Origin of the sequence: Mesorhizobium sp. CA15 (genome assembly GCF_020165215.1) — a bacterium.
Classification (GTDB): Bacteria; Pseudomonadota; Alphaproteobacteria; order Rhizobiales; family Rhizobiaceae; genus Mesorhizobium.
In genome coordinates, this window is sequence record NZ_JAIUHQ010000021.1 from 26,898 (window position 1) to 52,574 (window position 25,677).

Genomic DNA, 25,677 nt, shown 5'->3' on the forward strand with positions numbered 1-25,677 from the left:
GCGAAGCGACGCGCGCAGACCCGAGGATCCATTCCGTGACGTATGAGCGCTGCCGCAGAATTCTGCTCCGCTGCACTCTTTGATCAGGGTCACGGAATGGATTCCAGGGTCTCCGCGACGCCGCTTCGCGGCTGCTCCGCCCTGGAATGACGAGGTTCGGGCGACTTCAGCCAATCGCCGGCGTTTGCGCTGATTTCGGAAATGGGCGGTGAATATCTGGCCTAGGCCTGCGACCTTGTATCGAAGACCTAGGGCCGTTTCACGGAAACGGCGAAACGCAATTCCGGGCGGAAGCTGCTGCGCACTTTTCCCGGAATTGCTCTAGTCGAAGTCCGGAATCGTGCCGGGCGGCAGTCCCAGCCGGCCGTTCAGCTCCTTCAAAAACCGGCACAGGTCCGGATTGCCTGCTGCTCTCGTACCGTTGCCATTGCCGTCCGACGCATAGCCGTTGCCGTGGCCATTGCCGCAATTGGCGTTGCCGTTGAAGCTGCCGCCATTGAAGTTGCCGCTGAAACTTCCAGCATTGCCGTTGCCGTTGAAATTGCCGCTGTTGCCATTGCCGTTGAAGTTGCCGGAATTTCCGTCGCCGTTGAAATTTCCGGTAGTGCCAAGACCGCTGGCGACACCGGCCCCGATTGGAAGCTCGGCAATCCTGACAAGGGTCGAGGCGTCGGCGGCCAGGAACGCGGCAAGCAGTGTGCCGAGCGCGAGGCCGTTGCCGTCAAGCAGCCTCGCCGCCACCCGGCGCCTGCGAGGCCGGGTGGATGTGCTCAAGCCGGTCATCAGCGGTTTCCCCGGCCGTTGGAGTTGCCGTTGAAGGCGCCGACATTGCCGTTTCCGTTGAAGTTGCCGCCGTTGAAGTTGCCATTGCCGGCACCGATGTTGCTGTTGCCGTTGTATTGGCCGGTGTTGGAGTTGCCGTTGAAGGCGCCAATGTTGCCGTTGCCGCTTGTCGGCGAGGTGTTGTTGTTGCCGTTGAAAGCGCCGACATTGCCGGTGCCGCTGTTGAAGGCGCCGACATTGCCCGTACCGCTGTTCTTGTAGCCGACATTGCCGCCGAAATTGCCGAGCGGGTTCATGCCCCTGACGTTCGCGCCGATGGATTGGCCGTATTTGCCGACCGCTCCCTGGACGGCCGACATGCCGAAGGCCTGGCTGCCCGTCGTGATGTCAGCCTTCGCCGCGGTTGCGCTCAACAACCCAAGGCATAGCGCCGGTATGACGTAGCGTTTCATCTGCGAGCTCCTTCCATGGCTAAGCTTTTGAAATTGGGATCTGTTGCAAAAAGGATTGGGCGAAAAGGACTGGGACCGCCGGCGACATGTCGCGGTAGCCTTGCGCGGGGGACGGGCGCTTGGCTCGACGGTCCCAGAGCCATCGGCGTCTTTCCAAACTGAAGCTTGGCGACGCCGGCGGTTGGGCGGGGACTAGTGGTTCCCGTTGCCGTTTCCGTTGCCGTTGCCGACACCGGCGTTGCCGTTGCCGTTGGCGCTTCCGTTTCCGATGCCCCAGTTCCCGTTGCCGTTCAGGTTGCCGTTGCCGAGGCCGAAATTGCCGTTGCCGTTGCCGTTGCCGTTGGCGGCGCCGGCATTGAGGTTGCCGTTATAGTTGCCGTTGAAGGCGCCCATATTGGCGTTGCCGTTCCCGTTGCCGTTGCCGAAGCCGAAATTGCCGTTGCCGTTGAAGTTGCCGTTGAAGGCGCCGGTGTTGGCGTTGCCGTTCCCATTGCCGTTGCCGACGCCGACATTGCCGTTGCCGTTGCCGTTGCCGCTACCGACCGAAAATGCGGATGCCGAACCGGTCAGAGCCGACAGCACGGCCGCGGCCAGGATGATCTTTCTCATGACGTTCTCCTTGGTTGGTGTTGAGCTTCCCGGCCAGGTCAAGGTGACCGGGAGGACGCTCTAAGGATGCACGCGGAAATAGCGCCCATGAATTCGGGCTGATCGGCAGGTGCGGCCGGTTTTTCTGCTGACCCCCGTGTCAGGAAAAGTTGAAGCACTCGGGAAAAAACTGACAGGCATAAAGGTATATGCCGGGTGTATATTGCGCGCAGCATCAACCCTTGTGCCTCTTCTCGCGGGCGCGGCGTTGACGGTGGAGGGTGGCATCGACACCGGCAAAGGTGAAAGCTCGGGAAAGCGCCGTGGTCTGGCGCGGCATCTGGTTGCCGTGCAGGAAGAGCAGCGCCTGCGCCTGTCGCGCGAGCTGCATGACGATCTTGGCCAGCTGCTCGCCAGCGTCGCGCTCGAATTGCACATCGTTCGCGCCGGCTCGCCGGAGATGGACGCCCGCCTCGAGCGCGCCGCGCTGCTTATCGACGAGCTGAGTGCCAGGGTGCATGACGCCGCCTGGAGCCTGCGACCCGCGGACCTCGATCACCAAGGCCTCAGAGCTTCGGTCGAGGACCTGGCTACCATGCTTTGCGGTCAACTTGGCATTGCATGCGAGATGGATCTTGAAGCCCTGTCGAGCCCGCCGCCTGCCGAGATCGCGCTCACTTTGTACCGCGTTGCGCAGGAAGCGCTCACCAATATCGGCAAGCATGCCGCGCCGGGCCGCGTAAGCGTCACGGCGCACATCCAGGACGATCGGATACGCCTGACGATCGAGGATGACGGCCGCGGCTTCGACGCCAGCGCCGAACCCGGTCCGGGCCATTTGGGCCTTGCCGGAATGAGGGAGCGGCTGGCACTGGTCGGTGGCAAATTGTCGGTTGAAACCGCCAGGGGCAAGGGGACAACCGTTTACGCCGACGTGCCTCTGGCCGGCTGATCGACGGTCCGGCCGACAAGACGCGAACAAGTCTGAAACGGCATCTTGGCGTCAGGTGGGGTTACGTGAAGCGCTGCACATCCCGGACATTAGCGGTGGCTTACAGTCCGGCTTCATTGGGTTAGGCGGGGGATGGCTTACCCGTTGCGGCCGTTCAGGCCGCCAGAACAGACGGGCGTCCCGCGCCAGGCGGGCCAGTTGCCTAGACCATCAAGGACAAGAGGACCCTTTCCGCGTGACAGGGCCTTTGGCAGACTGATGGAGGTTAAGGTGTGCTGCAGGCGCATATTCGTGGTCGATGACCATCCGATCATCCTGTCGGGGGTCGGCGCGATGATCGACAGCCAGGACGATCTGACGATCGTCGGACTGGCCGGAAACGCCGAGGATGCCCTTGAAGGGATCGGCAAGACGTTACCCGATGTCGCCGTGGTCGACATATCGCTTCCCGGCGTCAACGGGGTCACGCTGATCGAACGGCTTGGCGAACGCTTTCGCGAGGTCAGCTGCATAGCGCTGACGGCGCATGAGGACCCAGGCTGCCTGCGCCAGGTGCTTGCGGCCGGCGGCCGCGGCTTCGTGGTCAAGCGGTCGACGGCGACGGACCTGCTGCAGGCCATCCGCTGCGTATTGGCCGGCGACAACTATGTCGATCCGGCGCTCGCCGCGCGTATATTGAGCCCGCGCGGCGCCACCCAGGGCGATCCCGGCAATCTCAGCGAACGGGAACGGTCGGTCATCCAGCTGGTGGCGCTCGGCTACAGCAACAAGGAAATCTCGTCCCGGCTCAACCTCAGCATAAAGACGATCGAGACCTACCGCACCAGGGCAACCGAGAAGCTCGCGCTGCACTCACGGGCGGCCATCGTGCGTTTCGCGCACTCGAATGGCTGGCTGGTCGAGCTGCCGGCGTAGGCAGACCGGGCAGGTTTGTCTTCCCGCCCTTAAAGCTTGTAGAAGCGGCGGATGATCTCCCAGGCCTCTTCGGCCGTGTCGACGAAATCGATGATGTCCTGATCGCCGGGCGAGATCGTGCCCTGCTCGGCGAGGAAATCGAGATCGATCGCCCTTTGCCAGAACGCCTTGCCGAACAGGATGACCGGGACGCGCTCCATGCGTCCCGTCTGGATGAGCGTCAGCGTCTCGAAGAACTCGTCCATCGTGCCGAAGCCGCCCGGAAACACCGCGACCGCCTTGGCGCGCATGACGAAATGCATCTTGCGGACGGCGAAATAGTGGAAGTTGAAGCAGAGCTCCGGCGTGACATAGGCGTTGGGCGCCTGCTCGTGCGGCAATACGATGTTCAAGCCGATCGACGGCGCGCCGACATCGTCGGCGCCGCGGTTGCCGGCCTCCATGACGCCGGGCCCGCCGCCGGTAACGACGACATATTCACGATAATAGGAGGTGGCCGACTGCTGCGAGCACAGACGAGCGAATCTGCGCGCTTCCTCGTAATATTTGCTGTTCGCCTCGAGGTTCTTCTTCTGCGTCTCGTTCTTGGCCGCCCAGGCTTCGCCGCCGGGTTCCGGCAGGCGGGCGCCGCCGAACAGGATGACCGTCGAATGAATGCCGCGTTCGGCCAGGATCATTTCCGGCTTCAGAAGCTCGAGCTGCAGCCGCACGGCGCGCAATTCGCGACGCGTCATGAACTCGGGATCGTTCCAGGCCAGCCGGTAGGTCTCGGCACGCGTCTGCGGGGTATCCGGCACGCCTTTCGAGCGCTCCAGATCCTCGTCCGAATGCGGCAGCGGCGTCCACCCTGCCTTTTCCATGGGAGTCATCGAATCCACCCGTCCAATTCCTTCACTTGCGCCGTCCCGTGCCGCAGGCGCGATTGACCCCCATTGAGCCTTAACATAGGGTCCGCGCGACTTTTAAACAGGTTAAGGCGTGGCCCCTTAACAGCTTGGTAATGGAGCGAAATCATGTCGAAGCCCGATCTGGCGAGCCTCGAAAAGACCATCGAGAAGGCCTTCGAGGAGCGCGACGCGATCTCGACCGCGACGCGCGGCGAGACGCGCGACGCCATCCAGTCGGCGCTCGACCTGCTCGATCGCGGCGTCGCCCGCGTCGCCGAACGGCAGGACGACGGCAAGTGGCACGTCAACCAGTGGCTGAAGAAGGCGGTGCTGCTCTCCTTCCGGCTGAACCCGATGGAGATCATCAAGGGTGGTCCCGGCCAGGCGGTGTGGTGGGACAAGGTGCCGTCCAAGTTCGACGGCTGGAGCGCCGTCGATTTCGAGAAGGCAGGCTTCCGCGCCGTGCCGTCCTCGATCGTGCGCCGGTCGGCCTATGTCGCGCCGGGCGCCGTGCTGATGCCGTCCTTCGTCAATGTCGGGGCCTATGTCGATACCGGCACCATGGTCGATACCTGGGCTTCGGTCGGCTCCTGCGCCCAGATCGGCAAGAATGTGCATCTTTCCGGCGGCGTCGGCATCGGCGGCGTGCTGGAGCCGATGCAGGCCGGCCCGACCATCATCGAGGACAATTGCTTTATCGGCGCGCGCTCCGAAGTGGTCGAAAGCTGCATCGTGCGCGAAGGCTCGGTGCTCGGCATGGGCGTGTTCATCGGCCAGTCGACCAAGATCGTCGACCGTGCCACCGGCGAGGTTTTTTACGGCGAGGTGCCGCCGAACTCGGTGGTCGTCGCCGGATCGCTGCCCGGCAAGCCGCTGCCCAATGGCGAGCCGGGCCCGAGCCTCTACTGCGCCGTCATCGTCAAGCGCGTCGACGCCAAGACCCGGTCGAAGACCTCGATCAACGAATTGCTGCGCGATTGATCCTCCACGACGGAGCGGACGCCATTGGCTGAACGATCGCAATTCCTCTGGCTGTTCTTCAGCCTTTCGGGGCGGCTGAGCCCGGTCGCCTATGCGCTGGCCGGGATTTTGCTGGTCCTTGTCCAGTTTTTTCCGTTCTACCAGTTCGCGCGGGTGGAGCTGAACACGACCGCCAGTCAGAACTGGGCCATGATATGCTGGGGCGTGTTGCTGATCTCGGCCTGGGCCACGTTCGCGGTGACGGCGAAGCGCTTTCATGATTTCGGCAAGCCGACCTATTTTGCGCTGATCTCGCTCATCATCGGTCCCATCCTGCTCATCATCCTTTCCTGTTTCCGCAGCGATCCCGGACCGAACCGCTACGGCAGGCGCACCAACGCCCCGGGCGATAGCTGAGGTCGCATGCGCTATCGCACGCTCGACCCGGCGCGGATCATCGAGACTGCGCAAAGGCTGGAGGAGCGCGTCGCGGAGCGTTTCCCGGAAAGGGGCCTGCGCGCCGTTGCCGGCGAACTGGTGTCGCTGTCGCGAGACCTCGCCAAGGCCGCCAAGGAACTGGAAGCGCCGATCTGGTGGCTGCGCGGCGCCATCGTCGCGGCCTTCGTCGCCGGCGTGGCGATGTTCCTGTTCGTCGGCACCATCCTGCCGCTCGACCGCATTTCGGGCGCCGACGATGCCGTGCAGTCGATGCAAGGCATCGAGGCGACGATCAACACGGTCATTCTCGCCGCGCTCGGGCTGCTGGCGCTGATCCGCACCGAGGAGCGGATCAAGCGCAAGAAGGTTTTCCGGCAGCTGCACGGGCTGCGCTCGCTGATCCATGTCATCGACATGCATCAACTGACCAAGGATCCGGCAACCTTGTCGGCCGATTTCAAGCCGACCTCGCACTCGCCCGCCCGCATCACCGATGCGGCCGACCTGGCGCGCTATCTCGACTATTGCTCCGAAATGCTGTCGATCGCCGGCAAGGTCGCGGCGCTGTTCGCGCAATCGGTCAATGACGATGTCGTCGTCAATGCCGTCAACGATATCGAGAATCTTAGCTCCAACCTGTCGCGCAAGATCTGGCAGAAGATCACGCTCATTGACGACCACCGCCGACCGCTTCCGGCCCGAGGCCGGGCGGACCGCGCTTTTCCGCTTCCGCCTGACGCACCAGCGCGGTGACGCGTTCGTTGATCGGCGTCGGGGTGCCCGTTTGCCTGGCCAGGCGAATGACGGCGCCCTGCAATTCGTCGATCTCGGTGGGGCGGCCGCGTTTCAGGTCGTCCCACATCGACGAGCGCGCTTGAGGGTCGATCGCAAGCATGCGACGCGCCAGAAGCCCGAACAGCCAGTCGGGCAGCCGCAGCACTTTCGGCAGCAGCGATGGCGGCAGGCCGGTGATGCGCGCAGGCGCTATGCCCGCCGCTCGCATAGCGGCGAGCGCTTCGTCGATCTGGCCGGCCAGGATGACGCGCCAGCTTCGGTCGGCCAATTGCTTCGCCAGCGGCAGGTCGGAAAGCGCGACGAGGGCATTGTTGAGGTTCATCAGCAATTTGCCCCACTGCACTGCCTTCATGTCGGCGCGCGCTTCGACGGCAAGCCCGTCGACGTCGAGCAGATCGACAAGGCCGTCGACGCCGTCGTCGATCATCACCTCGCCCTGGCTGGCGCGATGCGCACGCAACGGCGCCTCGCCATCGGGCGACAGGACGACGTTGAACATCACCATGCCGGTCAGCACCCGCCGTCCGGGAAGCGCGGCGCGCAGCCTGTCCGCATTGTCGACGCCGTTCTGCAGGCTGACCACCACGGCATCAGCGCGTCCGTGGGCGGCGACCAGCCCGGCCATCTCCCCGGTCGCGCCACTCTTCACCGTCACCAGGATGACATCCGCACCCGTCAGTGCGATCGCCGGATCGTCGCTCGCCGAAATCGCTTGTGCCTCGACGGGGCGGTCTCGGCCGTCGAGATCGCTGACGCGCAGCCCGCTTTCGCGCATGGCCTCGACGACGCGGCCGCGGCCGAGGAAGACGACCTTGCGTCCGGCGAGCGCCAGGCAGCCGCCGACATAGCAGCCGATGCTGCCGGCGCCGGCTATTGCGATCGTCTTCGTTTCACGGGCCATGCGCTCGTCCTCGCGTGGCCGCCACCTTACTATTAGGCATGTCGTTCTCCCAGAACTGCCGCACACTTGCGGGCGACATGCATTTACCGTCATGAAAACCATATTGTCGGCGGCATGAGCGGCGATCATCTGCCACCGTGACACGACAAACTCTTTCGACTATCGCTTTGCCCATGACATTGCCTACCGATCCCGCCGCGAATCTTGCCGCCCTGATCCGCTGCCCGTCCGTGACGCCCGCCGAGGGTGGCGCGCTTACGGCCCTTGAAGACATGCTGAAGCCGCTCGGCTTCTCGATCGAGCGTCCAATCTTCTCGGAAGACGGCACGCCGGACATCGAAAACCTCTATGCGCGGCGCTCGGGCAACGGCCCGCATCTGATGTTTGCCGGCCATACCGATGTGGTGCCGGTGGGCGACGAGGCGGCCTGGACGCATCCGCCCTTCGCCGCCGAAATCGCCAATGGCGAGATGTACGGCCGCGGCGCCGTCGACATGAAGGGCGGCATCGCCTGCTTCATCGCCGCGGTTGCGCGCCATGTCGCGCAGAATGGCGGCCCGAAAGGCTCGGTGTCGCTGCTGATCACCGGCGACGAGGAAGGTCCGGCCATCAACGGCACCACCAAGCTGCTCGACTGGGCAGCGGCCAAGGGCGAGAAGTGGGACGCCTCGATCGTCGGGGAGCCGACCAATCCCGATGCGCTCGGCGACATGATCAAGATCGGCCGGCGCGGTTCGCTGTCGGGCAGCGTGACCGTCAACGGACGCCAGGGCCATGCCGCCTATCCACAGCTTGCCGACAATCCGGTGCGTGGCCTGATGAGCCTGGTCGACGCGCTGCTCCATCCGGTGTTCGACAAGGGCACGAAGGATTTCCAGCCGACCAACCTCGAAGTGACGTCGATCGATGTCGGCAATGCGGCGACCAACGTCATCCCGGCGAAGGCGACGGCCATTTTCAACATCCGCTTCAACGACACCTGGGACGCCGAATCGGTCCAGGCCGAGATCCACAACCGGCTCGACCAGGCCGCCGGGCGCAAGAAATACCGGCCGGGCAAGAAGGCGCCGGTCGACTACGAGCTTGTCTGGCGCGACCGGCCGAGCCATGTCTTCCTCACCCGCGACGACAAGCTGATCGATACGCTGAGCGGTTCGGTCAAGGCGGTGGTCGGCAAGAGGCCGGCGCTCTCCACCTCCGGCGGCACGTCGGACGCGCGCTTCATCAAGGATTATTGCCCGGTGGTCGAGTTCGGGCTGGTCGGCAAGACCATGCATATGGTGGACGAGCGCGTCGCGCTTGCCGATCTCGAGACGCTGACGCAAATCTACGAACGCTTTATCGAAGACTGGTTCGGACAAGGCCCTTCGTGACCATGCTTTCGGCAGACGAAACCTATGCTTCGCTGGCCGGCGCCTGGCGGCTGATGTTCGGCAAGGCTGATGGCCTGCGCCTGCTCGACCTTTCGGCCGACGGTTTCTGGAATTCCTTCTTTGCCATCGTCGTGGCGGCGCCGGCGCTGATCGTCGGCTGGGTCGGGATAGCCAATGAGGTCGGCGACCCCGATGCCTTCGCCGGGCGCCTCGGCATGCTGATAAGGCTGGCGACCGTCGATATCGGCTCCTGGGTGCTGCCGCTGGTCGCGCTTGCGCTGGTGGCGCCGCGCGCCGGCATCGGCGGCCGCTTCGTCCACTATGTCGTCGCGTCCAACTGGGCGTCGGCGATCATCGCCTGGCTGATGCTGCCCTCGGCGCTGCTCAGGCTGCTCCTGCCTTCGGCCAGCGAGGTCAGCAGCCTGGTATCGCTGGCGCTGTTCGCCCTCTCGATGGTGCTGACCTGGCGCATGACCAATACAACCATCGGCAAAGGCGCCGCGGTGGGCACGGCCGTGTTCATCGGCATGTTCGTCGCCTCGCTGCTGGTCCTGTTCGGCCTGCAGGCGCTGCTCGGCATCGACATACCGGACGGCACGACGGGTTGATCCTGCCCGACACCGAAAGATGCATCTTCAGCCGGCGGAGCAAGCCGCCTTCATCGATCAACTCGTCCGCTCGGATACCTATGCGACCAGCAGCGAAGTCATTCCGCGCTGGGCTTCGCGCCCTTCAGGAGCGCGACGCCGCGGTGGAGCGCTGGCTCCGCGAGGAAGTCGCACCGACCTATGATGCGTTGAAGACAAACCCTGGCAAAGTCATTTCGCCTGCGGAAATGGCCCAACGGGCGCGCAAGCGACATGAGACCCACTCGCAGAAGAAACCGTGAGGCGCCTGATCGAGACCGCGTTCAGACGCCTTCCGGGTAATCCACCCCGACAAGAAACAACCCGTCCGGCGGCGCTACCTGGCCGCAGGCGGCGCGGTCGCGCGCTTCGAGCGCCGCCTTGAGATCGGCGGCGCTCCAGGAGCCGTCGCCGACGCGCTTCAGCGAGCCGACCATCGAGCGAACCTGGTTGTGCAGAAAAGAGCGCGCCGAGCTGCGCAGCTCGATGAAGTCTCCATCGCGGCTGACGTCGAGGCGATCAAGCGTGCGGACCGGGCTTTCGGCCTGGCACTGGGTTGAGCGGAAGGTGGTGAAGTCATGCTTTCCGAGCAGCACCTTGGCAGCCTCATGCATGGCCTCGGCGTCGAGCCGCTTCGGCACCCACCAGACCTTGCCCTTTTCCAGCGCCGCCGGCGCCCGGCGGTTGAGGATGCGATAAAGATAATGCCGGCCGGTGGCGGAAAACCGCGCGTCGAAACCGTCGGCGACGACGGCAGCCTTCAGAATGGCGACACGCGTGCCGGCCGCATGCAGATGCGCGTTGACGGCGTCGCGCACCTTGTCGCCCGACCACGCTTTGGCCAGGTCGACATGGGCGACCTGCGCGGTGGCGTGCACGCCGGCATCGGTGCGGCCGGCGGCACGTATTCTTACCTCTTCGCCGCAGAACTTCTCGATCGCCTGCTCGATCGCCTGCTGCACCGAGGGCTGGTCGGCCTGATGCTGCCAGCCGGCGAATTGGCTGCCGTCATATTCGATATCGAGCCGAAAACGCGGCATGTCCTGCGGCGCTTGCCGCTCGCCTAGGCGGCTAAAGCGGTAAAGGCGGAAGCGTAGACCAGCCTGCCGGTCTCGGGCGCGTCGCCCCAGGCCAGCGCCTGCAGCGCCTCGCCCTGATACTCGCTCTCGAATCCCGCGGCGCGGGCATGGGTGTACCCGAAGCGGCCGTAATAGACCGGATCGCCCAGCACCACGGCCAGCATCTCGCCGGCTTCCTTGAGGCGGACATGCGCTTCGCGGATCAGCGCGCCGCCGATGCCGGTGCCGTGGAACGACGGCTCGACCGCCAGCGGCGCCAGCGCGACGGCGGCGAACTGCTTGGTGCCGTTCTGAACGAACAGTCGCGAGAAAAGAATATGGCCGACGACCTGCCCGTCTTCCTCTGCAACCAGCTCGACGACGGCATCGCCGCCAGTGACAAGCGCGTCGACCAGGCCGGCTTCTGCCTGCTGGCCAAAGGCATGTTCTTCGACGAGGCGGATCGCCTCGCGATCCCGCGGCGTCGCCGCGCGTATCGACATCATGCTCATGTGAGTTTCGTTCCTTTTTCGATCTTGGCTCCGCGCAAAAACTCCTGCGCAGTGGCAGGCTTTCCGCCCGCCCGTTGAACTTCGACCAGCCTGACCGCGCCTGTCCCGCAGGCGACCGTCAGCCGGTCATCGAGAATTCCTCCCGACTCGCCGACGCCATCCGAGAGCGTCGAGCGAAGCAGTTTCAGCCGCTCCATGCGGCCGCCAATGTCGACCTCGCACCACGCGCCCGGAAAGGGCGAGAGGCCGCGAATGTGATTGTGGACTTCGCCAGAAGGCCGCGTCCAGTCTACGCGTGTCTCCGATTTATCGATCTTTCGGGCGTAGGTCACCCCTGCCGTTGCCTGTTGGGTAAATGTCAGACAATTTATCCCCAACTGCGCGAGCGCCTCAACCATCAGCGAGGCGCCTTGAATCATCAGTCGGTCATGCAATTCGCCGGCTGTCATGTCGGGCGCGATGGCGACTTTTTCAACCATTGCCACCGGCCCGGTGTCCAGACCCTCTTCCATCTTCATGACCATCATGCCGGTCTCGCTATCGCCGGCCATGATGGCGCGCTGGATGGGAGCAGCACCACGCCAGCGTGGCAAAAGCGAGGCATGGCCGTTGAGGCAGCCCAGCCTTGGCGCGTCCAGAACGGCTTTCGGCAGCAGCAGGCCGTAGGCGACGACCACCGCGACATCGGCCTGCAAGGCGGCAAAAGCCTGCTGCTCGGCCTCGCTTTTCAGCGACGTCGGCGTCCGAACGTCGAGCGCCAGCCGCTCGGCCTCGCGCTGCACCGGCGAGGGCGTCAGCTCCAGCCCGCGCCGGCCGGCGGCGCGCGGCGGCTGGGTGTAGACGGCCGCGATCTCGTGGCCGGCCTCGGCGATGGCGCGCAAGGTCGGCACGGAGAAATCCGGCGTGCCCATGAAGATGACGCGAAGCGGCATGACGGATGTGCTCCTCTTCCTACCGCCCGCTTTGGCGCTTGCTTTCGCGAATCTCGATCAATCGTCGAAATCGCGGCCGAAATCGCGCTTCCTCTGAGCCTCGATCTCATTCAATCATATCGGCAAATTCGTCGCTGATCGCGTCTTCAGACACGAATGCGCTGCGGATCGCATCCCATGTGGAGACTTGTGGCTTTGGGCCAGGTTCAGGAATGTTGCTGATCGGGGTGTCGCCCATCGAAACCTTCGACTGATATCATGATCCAGGGTTCTTTCAGGCGCGGAAAGGCGTCGCCTAGCCCACCATCTTGCCCGGCGCCTTGTCCTTGGCGAGCTTCTTGAACTTCCGCACCACCATGTCGCGCTTGAGCTTCGAGATGTGGTCGATAAACAAAACGCCGTTGAGATGGTCGATCTCGTGCTGCAGGCAGGTGGCCATCAGGCCTTCCGCCTGCATCTCCTGCAGCTTGCCGTCGCGGTCTAGATACTTCACCCGCACCGAAGCCGGGCGCTCGACCTCGGCGTAATAGTCGGGGATCGACAGGCAGCCTTCCTCATAGACGGACCGCTGGTCGGAACTTTCGAGCACTTCCGGATTGATGAAGACATGCGGCTGAGGCTCCTCGCCTTCCTTGGCAAGGTCTATGACCAGCAGCCGCCGCGGCTCGCCGACCTGGATCGCCGCGAGGCCGATGCCCGGCGCGTCATACATGGTCTCCAGCATGTCGTCGGCGAGCTTGCGCAAATCGGCATCGACGCGCTCGACCGGCTTGGAAACCTGGCGCAGGACGGGATCGGGAAGGATGATGAGCGGCTTGATCGACATGGCGTCTCACCTAAGACCTCGCTTGAAAAGCGTCAACCGGGGCATCTTTGACCTGTTCACGTTTTGATCTGTGCCAGGAGGCCGAATCGGTTATGCTGCCCAAATGAACGACATGACCTCCGTCCTTTCCGAGCCCATCGCGCGGCTTGGCGCCACGACCGTGACGCTTGGCCAGGCGCTGGCTTTCGGCGCGATCCTTCTGCTTGCGCTGTCCGTGGCGCTCGTCGTCGCCTTGTGGCGCGCGGCCGGGGCACGCGCGGCGGCGGCCGCCGAAGCCGCCGACCATGCCCGCGATGCTGAGGCGAGGATGGCCGACATCATGCAAGCGCAGGCCGAGATGCAGGGGCGCATGGGGGCGATCGCCGAGGTGTTCGGGGCGCGGCAGGCCGAGCTCACCCAGTCGCTCGGACAACGGCTCGACGCCATGACCGGGCGTCTCGGCCAGACCATGGCCGAGCAGACCAAGTCGACGCATGAGAGCCTGGCCAAGCTGCAGGAGCGGCTGGCGGTGATCGACACCGCGCAAGGCAACATCCAGTCCTTGGCCGGCCAGGTCGTGCAGCTGCAGGCGATCCTCTCCAACAAGCAGACGCGCGGCGCCTTCGGCCAGTCGCGGATGGAAGCGATCGTCGCCGACGGCCTTCCGCACGGCGCCTACGAGTTCCAGGCCAGCCTCAGCAACGGCAGCCGGCCCGATTGCCTGGTGCGGATGCCCAACGGTGCGCCGTCACTCGCCATCGACGCCAAGTTTCCGCTGGAGGCGTGGAACGCCATCCGCGCCGCCGAGGGCGAGGCCATGCAGAAGGTGGCGGCGCAGGCTTTCCGTCGCGACATCGAGGTGCATATCCGCGATATCGCCGAAAAATACCTGATCCAGGGCGAGACACAGGACACCGCCTTCATGTTCGTGCCGTCGGAATCGGTGTTTGCCGAGATCCACGAGAATTTCGAGGCGGTGGTGCAGAAGGCTCATCGCGCCCGCGTCGTCATCGTCTCGCCCTCGCTGCTGATGCTGTCGATCCAGGTGATCCAGGCGATCCTCAAGGACGCCCGCATGCGCGAGCAGGCGCATCTGATCCAGGGCGAGGTCATCCGCCTGATGGAGGATGTGGCGCGGGTCGACGAGCGGGTACGTCGGCTGCAGACACATTTCGGCCAGGCGGCGCGCGACATCGACGACATCCTGGTGTCGACGTCGAAGGTGACCAAGCGCGGCCAGAAGATCGAGGCGCTGGAATTCGCGGAAGGCGAAACCGAGGCCGCGCGAAGCGCAGCGCCAAAGGCCGAAGGCGGTTCGCGGGTTGCGGACTCCAAGACGGGTCAGCTCAGGCTACGCGTCGTCGAGGGCGACGAGTAGTCGCTCGACGCCGATGTTGGAACGACCGATTCTTCCTTCGCTGGCGAGGTCGCATCCTTTGGAGATTGTCTGGAACGCCGATCACTTCGTCATTCCAGGGCGGAGCAAGGAGCGAAGCGACGCGCGCAGACCCTGGAATCTGTGCTGTGACGCTAAGGCGTTGAGACAGTTAAGAATTTTGCTCCGCCGAGCCCTTCACAAGGGTCACGGCATGGATCCTCGGGTCAAGCCCGAGGATAACGAAGGCGCGAAAGATTCAGCCAATCGCCGAGGCTTCCGTCAACGGGCCGATCCGACAGTGCTACTGCTCCTCGATGGTCGCCATGCCTTCAAACTCCGGCAGCCAATGCAACGCCGAGCGGTGCCAGACCTGTCTTCTCGGCACCAGTTGGTCGCGCTGGCGCGCCGTGCCCACCCTGATGCCATAGATTTTCGGTCCATCGCCAACCGACGTCGCATAAAGATGCGACCCGCATTCGCCGCAAAACCCCTGCGCGCGCTTGGCCCCGCTGGATCCGGTCTTGATATAGACTTTCGGTGTGCCCTTGGTAATCCGGTAATGCTCTTCCGGCGCGCCGACGGTCACGCGAAAGGCCGTGCCGGTCAGCTGCTGGCAGTCGGTGCAGTGGCAGATCGAGGTCTTTTCCGGATCGACCTCCGCCTCATAGGCGATCGCGCCGCAATGGCATCCGCCGTCGATCTTCATAGGCCTTCCTCCTGACAAGTTCGCGTTGTCAAAATCTATCCCTCTTCCGAGGCCTCGGCCATGGCCTTGCGCCGCCGCTCCCATGTGCCAGTTGCCTGCGGCTTGACGAAGAGCCTCGATATTTGCGGCATTTCCTTCTTGAGCCTGGCTTCCAGGCGCTCGACGCAGGCCTCGATATCGGGCGCGCTGAGATGATCCTCGAATTCGATGCTCAAGCCCGCGACGATTTCCTCCGGCCCGATATGGACGCTCAGGATTCCGTTCGCGCGCTGCACCGCCGGATCGTCCTGGACGATCGCCAGCACCTTCTTCTGCACTTCGGATGAGGCAGGTTCGCCAAGCAGCAGCCCTTTGCTCTCGCGCGCCAGGAAGATGGCGGTCGCGCCGAGGATGATGGCGATGCCGATCGAGCCGAGGCCGTCGAGCTCGGGGATTTCGAGAAGCTGGGCCGACAGGATGCCGGCGAAAGCGACTGCCAGCCCGAGCAGCGCGGCGCTGTCCTCGAACAGCACCGTATAGACGCTGGGATCCTTGCTCGATTGCACGGCCTGCAGCCAGCCTTGCTTGCCCTTCTGCTGCCGGAACTCCTTCAGCGCTAAAAGCCATGAGCTGCCTTCGAAGACGAAGGAGAGGGCAAGCACGATGTAGTTGACCTTCGCGTCGACGAACGGCTCGGGCGCCATGATGTGGATGACGCCTTCATAGAAGGAAATGCCGGCGCCGAGCGCGAACACCAGAAGCGCCACGATAAAGCTCCAGAAATAGAGCTCGCGTCCGTGGCCGAGCGGATGGGTGCGGTCGGGCGGCCGTGCGGCGCGGCGCATGCCGTGGAGGAGCAGCGCGCCGTTGCCGGTGTCGACCAGCGAATGCACGCCTTCTGACAGCATGGCGGACGAACCGGTGAGGGCGGCCGCCGCGAATTTGGTCGCCGCGATCGCCAAATTGCCGGCGAGCGCGGCGTAGATCACCCGTCTCGACCCGCTATGTCCTGCCATCCGATCTCCGAGCTGCCCCGCGCCCGAGCCTAGCGGCCCGCCTCACAGACAATGCACCAGCCCGTGCGAGGTTTCGAACCGCGCTGTGCCCGGAAATCGGTTGACAGCCGGTCGACCGGCTTCGCAAAGCGGCACAGCCTCTTGCAGCCGGGCATTTCTCTTGTTTCACTCGCACGTCCACAATCGGAGGAGCGAATCATGGCTAAAGGTGCGATGAAGGCGGGCAAGGAAGCCCGCAAGCCGAAGAAGGACGCCAAGAAGCCCGCCGCGGCCCCGGCTCCGAAGGCGCCGCCGGTCAAGGCGTTGCGTATCAAGGAAAAGTAAGCGGCCGAATTCGGCCGACCCGGCTCAATGCTGACTTTGAACCGGCGGCATGACAATGCTGCCGGTGTTTTGTTGATCGAGGCCACCCCATATCAAAGGGCGAGGACGACCTCGCTTCCCCGAAAACCGGCCGGGACGACCCGCCGCCAAGCATCTCAGGCGATGCTGGAATGACGGAGTGTCTTCGATGTCCTGGATTTTTCTTTTCTTCGCCGGCCTGTTCGAGATCGGCTGGGCCATCGGCCTCAAATATACCGACGGCTTCTCCAAGCCGCTGCCGGCCCTTCTCACCATCGCCTCGATGATCGTAAGCCTCGGCCTGCTCGGGCTGGCGCTGAAGACGCTGCCTGTCGGCACGGCCTATGCGGTGTGGACCGGCATCGGCACCGTCGGCACGGCGCTGCTCGGCATCTGGCTGCTCGGCGAGCCGGCGACGATCGTCCGGCTCGCCTGTATCGGCCTGATCGTCTGCGGCATCGTCGGGCTTAAACTGGTCGCCTAGCCTGCTATCGTAGCACAAACGCATTCAGGGCCGCTTTCGGCGACCCTGACTTAATGTTCCAACGAATCCGAACCTAGCGGGCGGAGAAGCCCGGAGGCGTACGGCCGACACGTGCCTTGCGGGCGGCGTAGCGTGCGTCACGCTTGGCCTTGCGCGCGGCCTCATCGGCAAGCTCGAAAGCGATGCGCTCGGATTCCTCGGCCTCGCGGCGCTTGGCCTCTTCGGCCGCCGCCGCTTCCGCCGCGAGACGCGCCGCTTCGGCAATCGCCTCGCGCTCGGCCTTCTCGGCCGCTTCGCGTGCCAGCTTTTCCTGCTTCAGCCTTGCCTTTTCCGCCTCGCGAATGGCGCGGGCCTCAAGGATCGCCTTGCGTTCGGCCTGGCGAGCCAGCACTATTGGATCATCCGCCGCCGGCTTTGCCTTGAAGCGCTCGAGCAGCGCCTTCTTTGCCTCGTTCGCGGCATTGCGCCGCTCGAAAATGTCTTTTTCCCTGTAGATAGCCAAGTGTACTTCCCTGCAGTCTATTCGCGACGCTTACATACGCGTGAAAGCGCTAAGTTCAAGCGCCAAAACGGTATGGCAGCCATGAAAAATCCGGGCTTGTTGCCGCAGGGATACGGCCCGGCAGCGCGATGCACTGTTCACAGACCGCGCGTCTGGCGGGCAGAACGGGGGATAGTTACCTCTAGCGCCGACGACAAACGCTGACATGAACATTGAGGACGCAACCAGATGGAACTCGGTCTCTACACTTTCGCCGATGTCAGCCCGGAGCCGGGCCCCGGCGCGATCGGCCCGCATGAGAGGCTGCGCAACCTCATCGAGGAAATCGAGCTGGCCGACCAGGTCGGCCTCGACGTGTTCGGCCTCGGCGAGCATCACCGTCCAGATTATGCCGCCTCGGCGCCGGTGGTGGCGCTGGCCGCGGCGGCCGAGCGCACGAAGCGCATCCGTCTGACCAGCGCGGTCACGGTGCTTTCCTCCGACGATCCGGTGCGCGTCTTCCAGCAATTCGCGACGCTTGATCTTCTGTCCGGCGGCCGCGCCGAGATCATGGCCGGGCGCGGCTCCTTCATCGAATCCTTCCCGCTGTTCGGCTACAATCTCGAGGACTATGACGAGCTGTTCGCCGAGAAGCTCGACCTGTTGCTGGCGATCCGCGATCAGGTGACAGTGACGTGGCAGGGCAAGCTGCGCGCGCCGATCAACGACCGCGGCGTCTATCCGCGTCCGTTGCAGGAAAAGCTGCCGGTCTGGATCGCCATCGGCGGCACGCCGCAATCCGCCGCGCGCGCCGGCGTGCTCGGCCTGCCGCTGGCGCTGGCCATCATCGGCGGCGAGCCGGCGCGTTTCGCGCCGTTGTTCGATATCTATCGCGAGGCGGCGCGGCGCAGCGGCAACGATCCGGCCAGGCTCGCCACGAGCATCAACGTGCACGGCTTCATCGCCGAGACGACCGAACAGGCGGCCGACGATTTCTACGGACCGCAGGCCGAGGTGATGAACCGCATCGGCCGCGAGCGCGGCTGGGGCCCGACCTCGCGCGCGCATTTCGATCACGCACGGGGTCCCAGTGGGGCCCTCTTCGTCGGCAATCCTGAGGCCGTGGCGGAAAAAATCGTCGCCCAGCACAAGATCTTCGGCAACGACCGCTTCCTGCTGCAGATGGCGATCGGCACCATGCCGCACGCCAAGATCATGAAGGCGATCGAGCTTTACGGCACCAGGGTGGCGCCGATCGTGCGCAAGGAGACGGCCAAAACCGCGCCCGCCACCGCGGCGCCGGTCGACTGAGCGGTAGTCGACGCCGGTCTCCAGATGCTAGGCCGCTGGATGCCCGGCGCCGACGGCCATCATTTCGGCATGAAGCGTCTCGGTTGCCTCGTCGGCCGGGAACATGCACTCGACACGCAGTTCCTGGGCAGCGACGGTTTGCGGCGTCCCGACCGTGGTGACCATCGAAAAGTAGTTGAGAACCCTACCTTCCCTGACGAACCCCAGCGGAATGACTGGCGTGAAGCCCAGTGCCACCGGGTTTTTCCATTCGTTTTCAACATCCGGATAGGCGAGCAATTCCGCCAGCAGGACCTTCGTCTTTTCGTCGACAACGCGGCCGATGGATTCGCGATAGACACGCTCGAACAAGCTCCTGGCGACATCGGGCCAATTGGCGAGGAACGGACGCATGCCTTGCGGATCGAACATCAAATGCAACATGTTGCGCGGTCCCTGGCGGGCGGACATGTCGATGAAGCAGCCGAAGAAGCGCGGCGCGGATTCATTGGCCATGAGCACGTTCCAGTAGCGATCCATCACGACTGCTGGAAAGGGCTCGTGCTGCCGCAGGATGCGCGTCAGGGCGCCGGTAACGCTTTTCATTTCCACCGAATCCCACGCGCTTTCGGAAAACATCGGCGCATAGCCCGCGGCGAGCAGCAATGTGTTACGCTCGCGTAAAGGCACATCGAGCCCCCGGGCGATAGCCATCAGGGTTTCGCGGTTGGGCACGCTGCGTCCGTTTTCGATGAAGCTGATCTGTCGTTGGGAGATGCCGGTATCAAGCGACAGATCGAGCTGGCTTGTGCCGCGCAAATCGCGCCATTGGCGCAAGAGCACACCCAGATCGGGCGTCATGCCTGTCCTGATATTCGACGGGTTCATGGTGAGCAATCCTCGGGCACCGCCGCTGCGATACGCTTCAATCCGGCTCAAGTTTTGGCGGCGCAGGGATCGTGCCGATCCATGCGCCGCCAATCACGCTGAAGTGCGTCGCGCTCCAGGTCTCGGTTTTTATGCGGGTCAGGCTGCCACCGCGAGCGGAGACCATGCCTGCGCCCGGAAGCGCTCCTCGATCGGCGTACCGGCCATGTTGGTCGTGGTTGCCGCCATGGTCGAAACGCCGACGCCGGTCACCACCTCCAGAACTTGGGCTTTCGACTAACCCGCCGCGGTGAACGCATCGATGTCGGCATCGGTGACGTTTCCCTTTTTTTCGATCAACGTCTTCGTCAACGCCGAGAGCGCCGCGTATTTCGGGTTGGCTGGCAGCCTGCCCTTTCGGATCGCTTGGACTTCGCCCTCGTCGATGCCGTCTTCGATGGCGAATGTCGAATGCGCGGCAACGGTCCAGGGGCACTTGATCGTCACCGCATTGGTAAGCAGCAGGACCTGCTTTTCGATTTCATCGAAGCTGCCGCCGTGAAAACTGCCGAAGGTGGCGACGAATCCGTTGAGAAGCACCGGACTGTTGGCCATAGTCGCCATGACGTTCGGAAGAAAGCCGAACTTCTCTTCCAACGCCTTGAGCGCAGGCCTGGATTTTTCGGGTGCCGAGCCGATCGTCTGGAGGTTGAACCTTTGCATTGTAACGTCCTCTTGCAAAATCGGATGTGATCGCGCGGACGAAGTCGTCGCCGCGCCAGCCTTCTGCTCTGTCGTCGCAAAAGCCTGCCCCGTATTAGGCCTGGCCGGCGCAGCGGCTCAATTACACGTCATGTAATAGCGCGACCGCATGTGCGATGCCGCGGACAGCCGGCTCATGGAACCTTGCCCGGAACTCCCGCGTTTCGCCCAAAAGCCTGCCATGCATATTCATTGTTTGGGTGGTGGGCTTGCAAGGGGAACCGATGAAAGCCGAGCCGATCGTTTCGGGCGCGAGCGTTGCCGAAAGCCCTGATCCGCGTGCCAGCGCCCGGGCGGACATGCGCTTGACGCGGTCGCTGGTGATCGGGATCTTCATTCTGATGACGGCGGCGGCGCTGTACTTCGCGCGCGCCTTCTTCATGCCGGTGATACTCGCCTTCCTGCTGGCGCTGACGCTGACGCCCATCGTGCGTTTGCTGCGCAAGCACGGCATCCCTGAGGTTGTCTCGGCGACGCTGCTGGTGCTGCTTTCGATCTTCGTCTTCGCCGCCGCAGGCTATCTGCTCAGCGGTCCGGTCATCGACCTCATCAACAACAGCTATTCGATCGGCCAGCAGCTCACCGAGCGGCTGGCGCCGTTCAAGCGGCCGCTCGAACGAATGATGGACCTCGCACATCAGTTGGAGGCGCTGACGGAGACGTCTCAGGAACCCGGCCTTCAGCAGGTCGCGGTAGCGCCTTCCGGCATCCTGTCCACGGCGGCCAGCAACATCCTGGAAGCAGGCACGGCGATCACCATCGTCTTCGTGCTGTCGCTGTTCCTGCTCGCCTCCGGCACGCTGTTCTACGAGAAGATCGTCCAATCCTTCGCCAGCATGACGCAGAAGAAGCGGGCGCTGCGCATCGTCTATGACGTTGAGCGCGAGATTTCGCACTATCTGCTCACGGTCTCCATCATCAATGTAAGTCTCGGGACGGTGATCGGGCTGGGCTTGTGGGGGCTCGGCATGCCCAACCCGCTCGTCTGGGGGGCGATGGCGGCATTGCTGAATTTCTTGCCCTATGTCGGCGCACTGATGACGGTCGTGATTGTCGCCGTCATCGCGCTGATCAGCTTCGACACGATCGCCTATGCGCTCTTGGCGCCGGCCTTCGTGGTGCTGTGCGACATCATCGAAGGCCAGTTCGTGACGCCGACGGTGGTCGGGCGGCGCCTCGAGATCAATGCGGTGGCGATCTTCATCGCCATCGCCTTCTGGTCATGGCTATGGGGCTTCGTCGGCGCGCTGATGGCGGTGCCGTTGCTGGTCGTCATCAAGGTCTTCTGCGACCATTTCGAGGGCCTGAGCCATGTCGGCAACTTCCTGGCGGCGCAGCAGTCCATGGCCATCGAGGAAGAGCCGGCCGAAAACAATCACAAACCGGCCTAAAGCGCATCGCGCTGAAAAGTCCGAGAACCGCTGCGCACTTCCGGGCGACATGCATTGGCATGTGGCCCAATCGCAAAGCGTGGCCGTTATTTGCAGCGTTGGCGGGCAGTGCCTATATCGGGCCGGTCAAGCCGGACCTGCCCCTGAATGAGCGACTTCGATCTCGATGGCTATTTCGCCCGCATCGGCTATGACGGGCCGACCGACGTTTCGCTCGCCACGCTGCAGGCGCTGCACGCAACCCACCCGCAGGCGATCCCGTTCGAGAACATCGACGCCTTGATGGGCGTTTCCGTCGGGCTCGATATCGCCTCGCTGCAGGACAAGATTCTTGGCCGGGGCCGCGGCGGCTATTGCTTTGAGCAGAATCTCATCTTCATGCATGCGCTGAAGGCGCTCGGCTTCACGACCAGCGGGCTGGCGGCGCGCGTGTTGTGGGGCCAGCCCGACGATGCCGTTACCGCGCGCAGCCATATGCTGCTGCGCGTCGAGCTCGGCGGCCGCACCTACATTGCCGATGTCGGCTTCGGCGGCCTGACACTGACGGCGCCGCTGCTGCTTGAGCCCGGGCTGGTGCAGCAGACACCGCACGAGGCCTTCCGCATCGTCGAGACCGGCGACGATCTTCGCCTGCAAGCAGGCATTGGCAGCGATTGGCGCACGCTCTACCGCTTCGACATGAGCCAGGCCTATGAGGTCGACTACTTGGTCGGCAGCCATTTCCTGTCGACGCATCCGAGCTCGCATTTCCTGTCGACCCTGGTGGCCGCGCTCGCCTTGCCCGACCGGCGCTATGCGCTGCGCAACAACCGGCTGTCGACACATCATGCCGGCGGCCGCAGCGAGCAGCGCGAGATCGCGACGGCTGCTGAGCTCGCCGGCGTGCTGGAGAGCCAGCTCGCCATCGTCATTCCCGACCGCGCTGCCTTCGAGGCGAGACTGCGGGAAAAACGCATCGTGGAGACCTGACCAATGACGGCCCTTTCGGTTCTCGACCTGTCGCCGATCACGCAAGGCAGCACCGCCTCGCAGTCGCTTGCCAATTCGCTCGACCTTGCCCGCCATGCCGAGCGGCTGGGCTACCGGCGCTACTGGCTGGCCGAGCACCACAACATGCCGGGCATTGCGAGCGCGGCGACGTCCGTCGTGATCGCGCATGTTGCCGGCGGGACGAAGTCGATCCGCGTCGGCGCCGGCGGCATCATGCTGCCCAACCATGCGCCGCTGGTGATCGCCGAGCAGTTCGGCACGCTGGCCGCACTTTTCCCCGGCCGCATCGATCTCGGCCTCGGCCGCGCGCCGGGCACCGACATGCTGACCGCGCGGGCGCTGCGGCGGAATCTCGAAAGCGCCGACAATTTCCCGCAGGACGTCGTCGAGCTGATGGGCTATTTCCAGCCGGCCGAGGAAGGCCAGCGCATCCGCGCCGTGCCCGGCGAGGGCCAGAGCGTGCCGGTCTGGATCCTCGGCTCCAGCCTCTATGGCGCGCAGCTCGCAGCCCTTCTCGGCCTGCCTTACGCCTTCGCCTCGCATTTCGCCCCGGCCGAGCTCGATCATGCGCTGGAGGTCTATCGCACGCGCTTCCAGCCATCGGCGCAACTCGACAAGCCTTATGTCATGCTCGGCCTCAATGTCTTCGCCGCGCCGTCGGACGCCGAGGCGAAGCTTCTGTTCAGCTCGCTGCAGCAGGCCTTCGTCAATCTGCGCAGCGGCCGGCCCGGCCAATTGCCGCCGCCGGTCGAGAATTACGACCGCGACCTCGATCCTGCGGCGAAAACCATGCTTGCCCAGGCGCTGTCCTGCGCCGTCGTCGGCTCGCCGGAGACGGTGCGCCAAGGTATCGACGCCTTCATAAGCCGCACCGGCGCCGATGAATTCATGGTGACGGCGCAGTGCTTCGACCATGCGGCGCGCGTGCGCTCCTTCGAGATCCTCGCTGACGTGCACAAATCGATGTCGAAGGCGGCCTGACGGCGCCATGGCTTCTGACATACCCATCTGTTAAGGGCAGGCTCCCCGCCAACGCGCGAGCCTGCACATGACCCATGATCTCGACGACCGCATGCATTTTGCCATCGACCTGGCGCGGCGCGCCGGCGAGCTGGGGCTGAAATATTTTCGCGACCTCGACAACCTGGCCGTCGAGAGCAAGGGCCACCAGGACCTGGTTTCCGAGGCCGACCGCGAGGTTGAGCTGTTCATCCGCGCCGCGATCGCGGAGGCCTATCCGCAAGACGGCATCGTCGGCGAGGAGCACGCGGCGGTGACCGGAACAACCGGTCATGTCTGGGTGATCGACCCGATCGACGGCACCGCCAATTTCGTGCGCGGGATTCCCGCCTGGTGCGTGGTGATCGCCTGCGCCAGGGATGGCGAGACGATCGTCGGCGTTATCCACGAACCCTCGACCGACGAAACGTTCTACGCCCGCCGCGGCGGCGGCGCCTTCCTCAACGGCAAGCCGATCAAGGCCAGCAATGCGGCGTCGCTTTCCGACGGCGCCGTCGGCACCGGGCTCTCCAACCGCGCCTCGACCACGAATGTCGTCATTCTTATCGGCCTGATCATGGGCGAGGGCGGCGTCTTCTACCGCAATGCTTCCGGAGCGCTCATGCTTGCCTATGCGGCGGCCGGCCGGCTGCTCGGCTATCTCGAGGAGCACATGAACGCCTGGGATTGCCTGGCCGGCATGCTGCTGGTCGAAGAGGCCGGCGGCACGGTGCTGAAAGCGGACCCCAAGACGGTGATCGGCAAAGGCACCCGTGTGGTCGCCGGCGGCCGGGGCATCTTTCCGAGGCTGCAGCTGCTAGGCGAGAGCTCCTTCGGATTTACGCGCTGACGCTCTGCGCGAGCGCGCCCAGCGGCCGGCAGGAATTGCGGATCATCAGCCGGCCCTTCAGGACGAGCTTGCGCGGCGGCGCCTCCCTGTTGCCGGCCAGCCGGTCGAGCAGGAGGTTCGCCGCCTGTTCGCCGATCGCCTGCACCGGCTGCGCCACGGTGGTCAGCTGCGGCACGAACACGTCCGACCAGGGAAAATCGTCGAAGCAGGCGACCGAAATGTCTTCGGGGCAGCTGAGGCCGATGTCGCGGATCGCCTTCATGGTGCCGATCACCATCGGATTGTTGGCCGAGAAGATCGCGCTTGGCCGGTCGTGCAGCGAAAGCAGCTGCATTGTGGCGTTATAGCCGTCGATCTCGTGGAAATTGCCGGAGCGTATGAGCTCCTCCGCCACGGGCAGGCCGGCGGCCTGCAGCGCCTCGCGGTAGCCGATCATGCGGTCATGCATGGGGGATATGTCGGAGGCGCCGGTGATATAGCCGATGCGGCGATGGCCGAGATGGATCAGATAGGTGACGGCGTCGAACACCGCGCGCTGGTTGTCCAGCACCACCGCATCGGTGTCGACGCCTTCGCAGAGGCGGTCGAGCAGCACCACCGGCACGTTGGCGTCCCCGACGATGCCCTTCAGGATACCGCCGTCGCCGACGCGCGCTACGATCAGCCCGTCGACCATGCGGTCGAGCAGCAGCCGGATCTGGTCGTCCTGCGTGTTCAGGTCCTCGTCCGTGCAGCACAGCATCACGGCATAGCCGGCGCGGTCGAACGCTTGCTGGATGACCGAAACGACATCGGTGAAGAACGGGTTGGTGATATGCGGCACGGTCAGGCCGATGGTCCGCGTGGTGCCCATCTTGAGGCTGCGGGCAATGGCGTTGCGCTTGTAGCCGATGTCGCGGATCGCCTGCTCGATGCGCTGGGTAAGCTCCGGACTGACGGTGGCGGTGCCGTTGAGCACTGCCGATACGGTGGCCACGGACACACGCGCCGCCTCAGCCACATGCAGCATGGTCGGCGCCGTGGATTTCCGCTGTTTTTTCCGCCCTGACACCGTCATTTTCGAAACGTTTAGCCACCCCTATTTGGCCAAACCTACGCAAATCCGGCATTTTTCGCAAGAATTGAAATGCAACAATCCTTAGTGACCAGATATGCGCTTGACACA

General features: G+C 64.2%; 32 protein-coding genes and 1 pseudogene. 16 read left to right on the top strand and 17 right to left on the bottom strand.

Annotation, left to right across the window (positions count from 1 at the left end; translation table 11 throughout):
- Positions 1–321 precede the first annotated feature (321 nt).
- From LB515_RS24880 to LB515_RS24890, 3 genes are all read right to left on the bottom strand, one after another.
- The gene (locus tag LB515_RS24880) at positions 322–783 is read right to left on the bottom strand and encodes a hypothetical protein (RefSeq protein WP_224709273.1); all 462 of its coding nucleotides are present in this window, start codon (positions 781–783) and stop codon (positions 322–324) included.
- A complete protein-coding gene (locus tag LB515_RS24885) occupies positions 783–1,235 on the bottom strand; it encodes a hypothetical protein (protein WP_224709274.1) in 453 nt (150 codons plus the stop codon). Before LB515_RS24885 ends, LB515_RS24880 begins: the two co-directional genes overlap by 1 nt.
- Before the next feature lie 192 nt (positions 1,236–1,427).
- Positions 1,428–1,844: a hypothetical protein gene (locus tag LB515_RS24890; protein ID WP_176477154.1), complete on the bottom strand. Its 417-nt coding sequence runs from the start codon at positions 1,842–1,844 to the stop codon at positions 1,428–1,430.
- 109 nt (positions 1,845–1,953) lie between these two features.
- Here LB515_RS24890 and LB515_RS24895 point away from each other — a divergent pair, with 109 nt between their 5' ends.
- Both LB515_RS24895 and LB515_RS24900 read left to right on the top strand, forming a co-directional pair.
- Positions 1,954–2,775 (top strand): sensor histidine kinase, encoded by an 822-nt coding sequence (locus tag LB515_RS24895; RefSeq protein ID WP_224709275.1) that lies wholly within the window; start codon positions 1,954–1,956, stop codon positions 2,773–2,775.
- Between the two features lie 291 nt (positions 2,776–3,066).
- Positions 3,067–3,690 (top strand): response regulator transcription factor, encoded by a 624-nt coding sequence (locus LB515_RS24900; RefSeq protein WP_318012649.1) that lies wholly within the window; start codon positions 3,067–3,069, stop codon positions 3,688–3,690.
- Positions 3,691–3,719: 29 nt separating this feature from the next.
- Here LB515_RS24900 and LB515_RS24905 read toward each other — a convergent pair whose 3' ends face one another.
- Positions 3,720–4,559: an LOG family protein gene (locus LB515_RS24905; RefSeq protein ID WP_095769522.1), complete on the bottom strand. Its 840-nt coding sequence runs from the start codon at positions 4,557–4,559 to the stop codon at positions 3,720–3,722.
- Between the two features lie 144 nt (positions 4,560–4,703).
- Between LB515_RS24905 and dapD the strand changes: the two genes are divergently transcribed.
- From dapD to LB515_RS24920, 3 genes are read left to right on the top strand one after another with little or no spacing between them, the layout of a single operon-like run.
- Positions 4,704–5,558, top strand: a complete 855-nt coding sequence (dapD, locus tag LB515_RS24910; RefSeq protein ID WP_224709277.1) for a 2,3,4,5-tetrahydropyridine-2,6-dicarboxylate N-succinyltransferase — start codon at positions 4,704–4,706, stop codon at positions 5,556–5,558.
- Between the two features lie 24 nt (positions 5,559–5,582).
- Complete coding sequence (locus tag LB515_RS24915; RefSeq protein WP_095769482.1) at positions 5,583–5,954, top strand: DUF805 domain-containing protein; 372 nt, start codon at positions 5,583–5,585, stop codon at positions 5,952–5,954.
- 6 nt (positions 5,955–5,960) lie between these two features.
- The gene (locus LB515_RS24920; protein ID WP_224709278.1) at positions 5,961–6,728 is read left to right on the top strand and encodes a hypothetical protein; all 768 of its coding nucleotides are present in this window, start codon (positions 5,961–5,963) and stop codon (positions 6,726–6,728) included.
- On the opposite strand, the gene LB515_RS24925 is transcribed toward LB515_RS24920, so the two are convergent.
- Positions 6,643–7,671, bottom strand: a complete 1,029-nt coding sequence (locus tag LB515_RS24925; protein WP_224709279.1) for a 2-dehydropantoate 2-reductase — start codon at positions 7,669–7,671, stop codon at positions 6,643–6,645. The two genes, LB515_RS24920 and LB515_RS24925, sit on opposite strands and share 86 nt — an antisense overlap.
- Positions 7,672–7,844: 173 nt before the next feature.
- Here LB515_RS24925 and dapE point away from each other — a divergent pair, with 173 nt between their 5' ends.
- The 3 genes and pseudogenes from dapE (at position 7,845) to LB515_RS24940 (ending at position 9,933) form a co-directional block, all read left to right on the top strand.
- Complete coding sequence (gene dapE, locus LB515_RS24930) at positions 7,845–9,044, top strand: succinyl-diaminopimelate desuccinylase (protein WP_224709280.1); 1,200 nt, start codon at positions 7,845–7,847, stop codon at positions 9,042–9,044.
- Between the two features lie 2 nt (positions 9,045–9,046).
- Positions 9,047–9,652: a transporter gene (locus LB515_RS24935; protein WP_224709311.1), complete on the top strand. Its 606-nt coding sequence runs from the start codon at positions 9,047–9,049 to the stop codon at positions 9,650–9,652.
- Between the two features lie 19 nt (positions 9,653–9,671).
- Positions 9,672–9,933: pseudogene (locus tag LB515_RS24940) on the top strand (type II toxin-antitoxin system ParD family antitoxin).
- A 21-nt stretch (positions 9,934–9,954) separates the two neighbouring features.
- On the opposite strand, the gene truA reads toward LB515_RS24940, so the two are convergent.
- The 5 genes from truA to def form a co-directional block, all read right to left on the bottom strand.
- Positions 9,955–10,710 (bottom strand): tRNA pseudouridine(38-40) synthase TruA, encoded by a 756-nt coding sequence (truA, locus tag LB515_RS24945; protein WP_095769477.1) that lies wholly within the window; start codon positions 10,708–10,710, stop codon positions 9,955–9,957.
- 23 nt (positions 10,711–10,733) lie between these two features.
- Positions 10,734–11,240, bottom strand: a complete 507-nt coding sequence (locus tag LB515_RS24950) for a GNAT family N-acetyltransferase (RefSeq protein WP_224709281.1) — start codon at positions 11,238–11,240, stop codon at positions 10,734–10,736.
- Positions 11,237–12,172, bottom strand: coding sequence for a methionyl-tRNA formyltransferase (gene fmt, locus LB515_RS24955; protein ID WP_224638248.1), 936 nt, complete (start codon positions 12,170–12,172; stop codon positions 11,237–11,239). Before fmt ends, LB515_RS24950 begins: the two co-directional genes overlap by 4 nt.
- Positions 12,173–12,278: 106 nt before the next feature.
- Entirely contained in the window at positions 12,279–12,410 is a 132-nt protein-coding gene (locus LB515_RS28220; protein WP_263490408.1) for a hypothetical protein, read from the bottom strand.
- A gap of 57 nt (positions 12,411–12,467) precedes the next feature.
- Positions 12,468–12,998, bottom strand: coding sequence for a peptide deformylase (gene def, locus LB515_RS24960; protein WP_040984875.1), 531 nt, complete (start codon positions 12,996–12,998; stop codon positions 12,468–12,470).
- Between the two features lie 103 nt (positions 12,999–13,101).
- On the opposite strand from def, the gene LB515_RS24965 reads away from it, so the two are divergent.
- Positions 13,102–14,355, top strand: a complete 1,254-nt coding sequence (locus LB515_RS24965) for a DNA recombination protein RmuC (RefSeq protein WP_224709282.1) — start codon at positions 13,102–13,104, stop codon at positions 14,353–14,355.
- A gap of 301 nt (positions 14,356–14,656) precedes the next feature.
- Here the strand turns inward: LB515_RS24965 and LB515_RS24970 are convergent, their stop codons facing one another.
- Together LB515_RS24970 and LB515_RS24975 are read right to left on the bottom strand one after the other, a co-directional pair.
- Complete coding sequence (locus tag LB515_RS24970; protein WP_140845317.1) at positions 14,657–15,061, bottom strand: GFA family protein; 405 nt, start codon at positions 15,059–15,061, stop codon at positions 14,657–14,659.
- A gap of 35 nt (positions 15,062–15,096) precedes the next feature.
- Complete coding sequence (locus LB515_RS24975; protein WP_224709283.1) at positions 15,097–16,056, bottom strand: cation diffusion facilitator family transporter; 960 nt, start codon at positions 16,054–16,056, stop codon at positions 15,097–15,099.
- Between the two features lie 198 nt (positions 16,057–16,254).
- Between LB515_RS24975 and LB515_RS28225 the strand changes: the two genes are divergently transcribed.
- Together LB515_RS28225 and sugE are read left to right on the top strand one after the other, a co-directional pair.
- A complete protein-coding gene (locus LB515_RS28225; protein ID WP_095769470.1) occupies positions 16,255–16,380 on the top strand; it encodes a hypothetical protein in 126 nt (41 codons plus the stop codon).
- 187 nt (positions 16,381–16,567) lie between these two features.
- Positions 16,568–16,882: a quaternary ammonium compound efflux SMR transporter SugE gene (sugE, locus tag LB515_RS24980; RefSeq protein ID WP_224709284.1), complete on the top strand. Its 315-nt coding sequence runs from the start codon at positions 16,568–16,570 to the stop codon at positions 16,880–16,882.
- A 73-nt stretch (positions 16,883–16,955) separates the two neighbouring features.
- Here the strand turns inward: sugE and LB515_RS24985 are convergent, their stop codons facing one another.
- Positions 16,956–17,384 (bottom strand): DUF6481 family protein, encoded by a 429-nt coding sequence (locus LB515_RS24985; protein ID WP_224709285.1) that lies wholly within the window; start codon positions 17,382–17,384, stop codon positions 16,956–16,958.
- A 228-nt stretch (positions 17,385–17,612) separates the two neighbouring features.
- Here LB515_RS24985 and LB515_RS24990 point away from each other — a divergent pair, with 228 nt between their 5' ends.
- Positions 17,613–18,674, top strand: a complete 1,062-nt coding sequence (locus LB515_RS24990; RefSeq protein ID WP_224709286.1) for an LLM class flavin-dependent oxidoreductase — start codon at positions 17,613–17,615, stop codon at positions 18,672–18,674.
- A 27-nt stretch (positions 18,675–18,701) separates the two neighbouring features.
- Here LB515_RS24990 and LB515_RS24995 read toward each other — a convergent pair whose 3' ends face one another.
- The 3 genes from LB515_RS24995 to LB515_RS25005 form a co-directional block, all read right to left on the bottom strand.
- Positions 18,702–19,541 carry a helix-turn-helix domain-containing protein gene (locus tag LB515_RS24995; RefSeq protein ID WP_224709287.1) on the bottom strand — a complete coding sequence of 280 codons (840 nt, stop codon included), beginning with the start codon at positions 19,539–19,541 and terminating at the stop codon, positions 18,702–18,704.
- Between the two features lie 276 nt (positions 19,542–19,817).
- Positions 19,818–20,243 carry a carboxymuconolactone decarboxylase family protein gene (locus LB515_RS25000; protein WP_224709288.1) on the bottom strand — a complete coding sequence of 142 codons (426 nt, stop codon included), beginning with the start codon at positions 20,241–20,243 and terminating at the stop codon, positions 19,818–19,820.
- Between the two features lie 121 nt (positions 20,244–20,364).
- Positions 20,365–20,664: a hypothetical protein gene (locus LB515_RS25005; RefSeq protein WP_224709315.1), complete on the bottom strand. Its 300-nt coding sequence runs from the start codon at positions 20,662–20,664 to the stop codon at positions 20,365–20,367.
- Between LB515_RS25005 and LB515_RS25010 the strand changes: the two genes are divergently transcribed.
- From LB515_RS25010 to LB515_RS25025, 4 genes are all read left to right on the top strand, one after another.
- Positions 20,582–21,673: an AI-2E family transporter gene (locus tag LB515_RS25010; RefSeq protein ID WP_224709312.1), complete on the top strand. Its 1,092-nt coding sequence runs from the start codon at positions 20,582–20,584 to the stop codon at positions 21,671–21,673. The two genes, LB515_RS25005 and LB515_RS25010, sit on opposite strands and share 83 nt — an antisense overlap.
- Before the next feature lie 147 nt (positions 21,674–21,820).
- The gene (locus LB515_RS25015) at positions 21,821–22,642 is read left to right on the top strand and encodes an arylamine N-acetyltransferase family protein (protein WP_224709289.1); all 822 of its coding nucleotides are present in this window, start codon (positions 21,821–21,823) and stop codon (positions 22,640–22,642) included.
- A 3-nt stretch (positions 22,643–22,645) separates the two neighbouring features.
- Positions 22,646–23,644, top strand: a complete 999-nt coding sequence (locus LB515_RS25020) for an LLM class flavin-dependent oxidoreductase (RefSeq protein ID WP_224709290.1) — start codon at positions 22,646–22,648, stop codon at positions 23,642–23,644.
- Positions 23,645–23,711: 67 nt separating this feature from the next.
- On the top strand, positions 23,712–24,512 hold the full coding sequence (locus tag LB515_RS25025; protein WP_140845309.1) for an inositol monophosphatase family protein: 801 nt from the start codon (positions 23,712–23,714) through the stop codon (positions 24,510–24,512).
- Here LB515_RS25025 and LB515_RS25030 read toward each other — a convergent pair.
- Positions 24,502–25,521, bottom strand: a complete 1,020-nt coding sequence (locus tag LB515_RS25030) for a LacI family DNA-binding transcriptional regulator (RefSeq protein ID WP_095769456.1) — start codon at positions 25,519–25,521, stop codon at positions 24,502–24,504. The genes LB515_RS25025 and LB515_RS25030 overlap by 11 nt on opposite strands.
- Between the last annotated feature and the right edge of the window lie 156 nt (positions 25,522–25,677).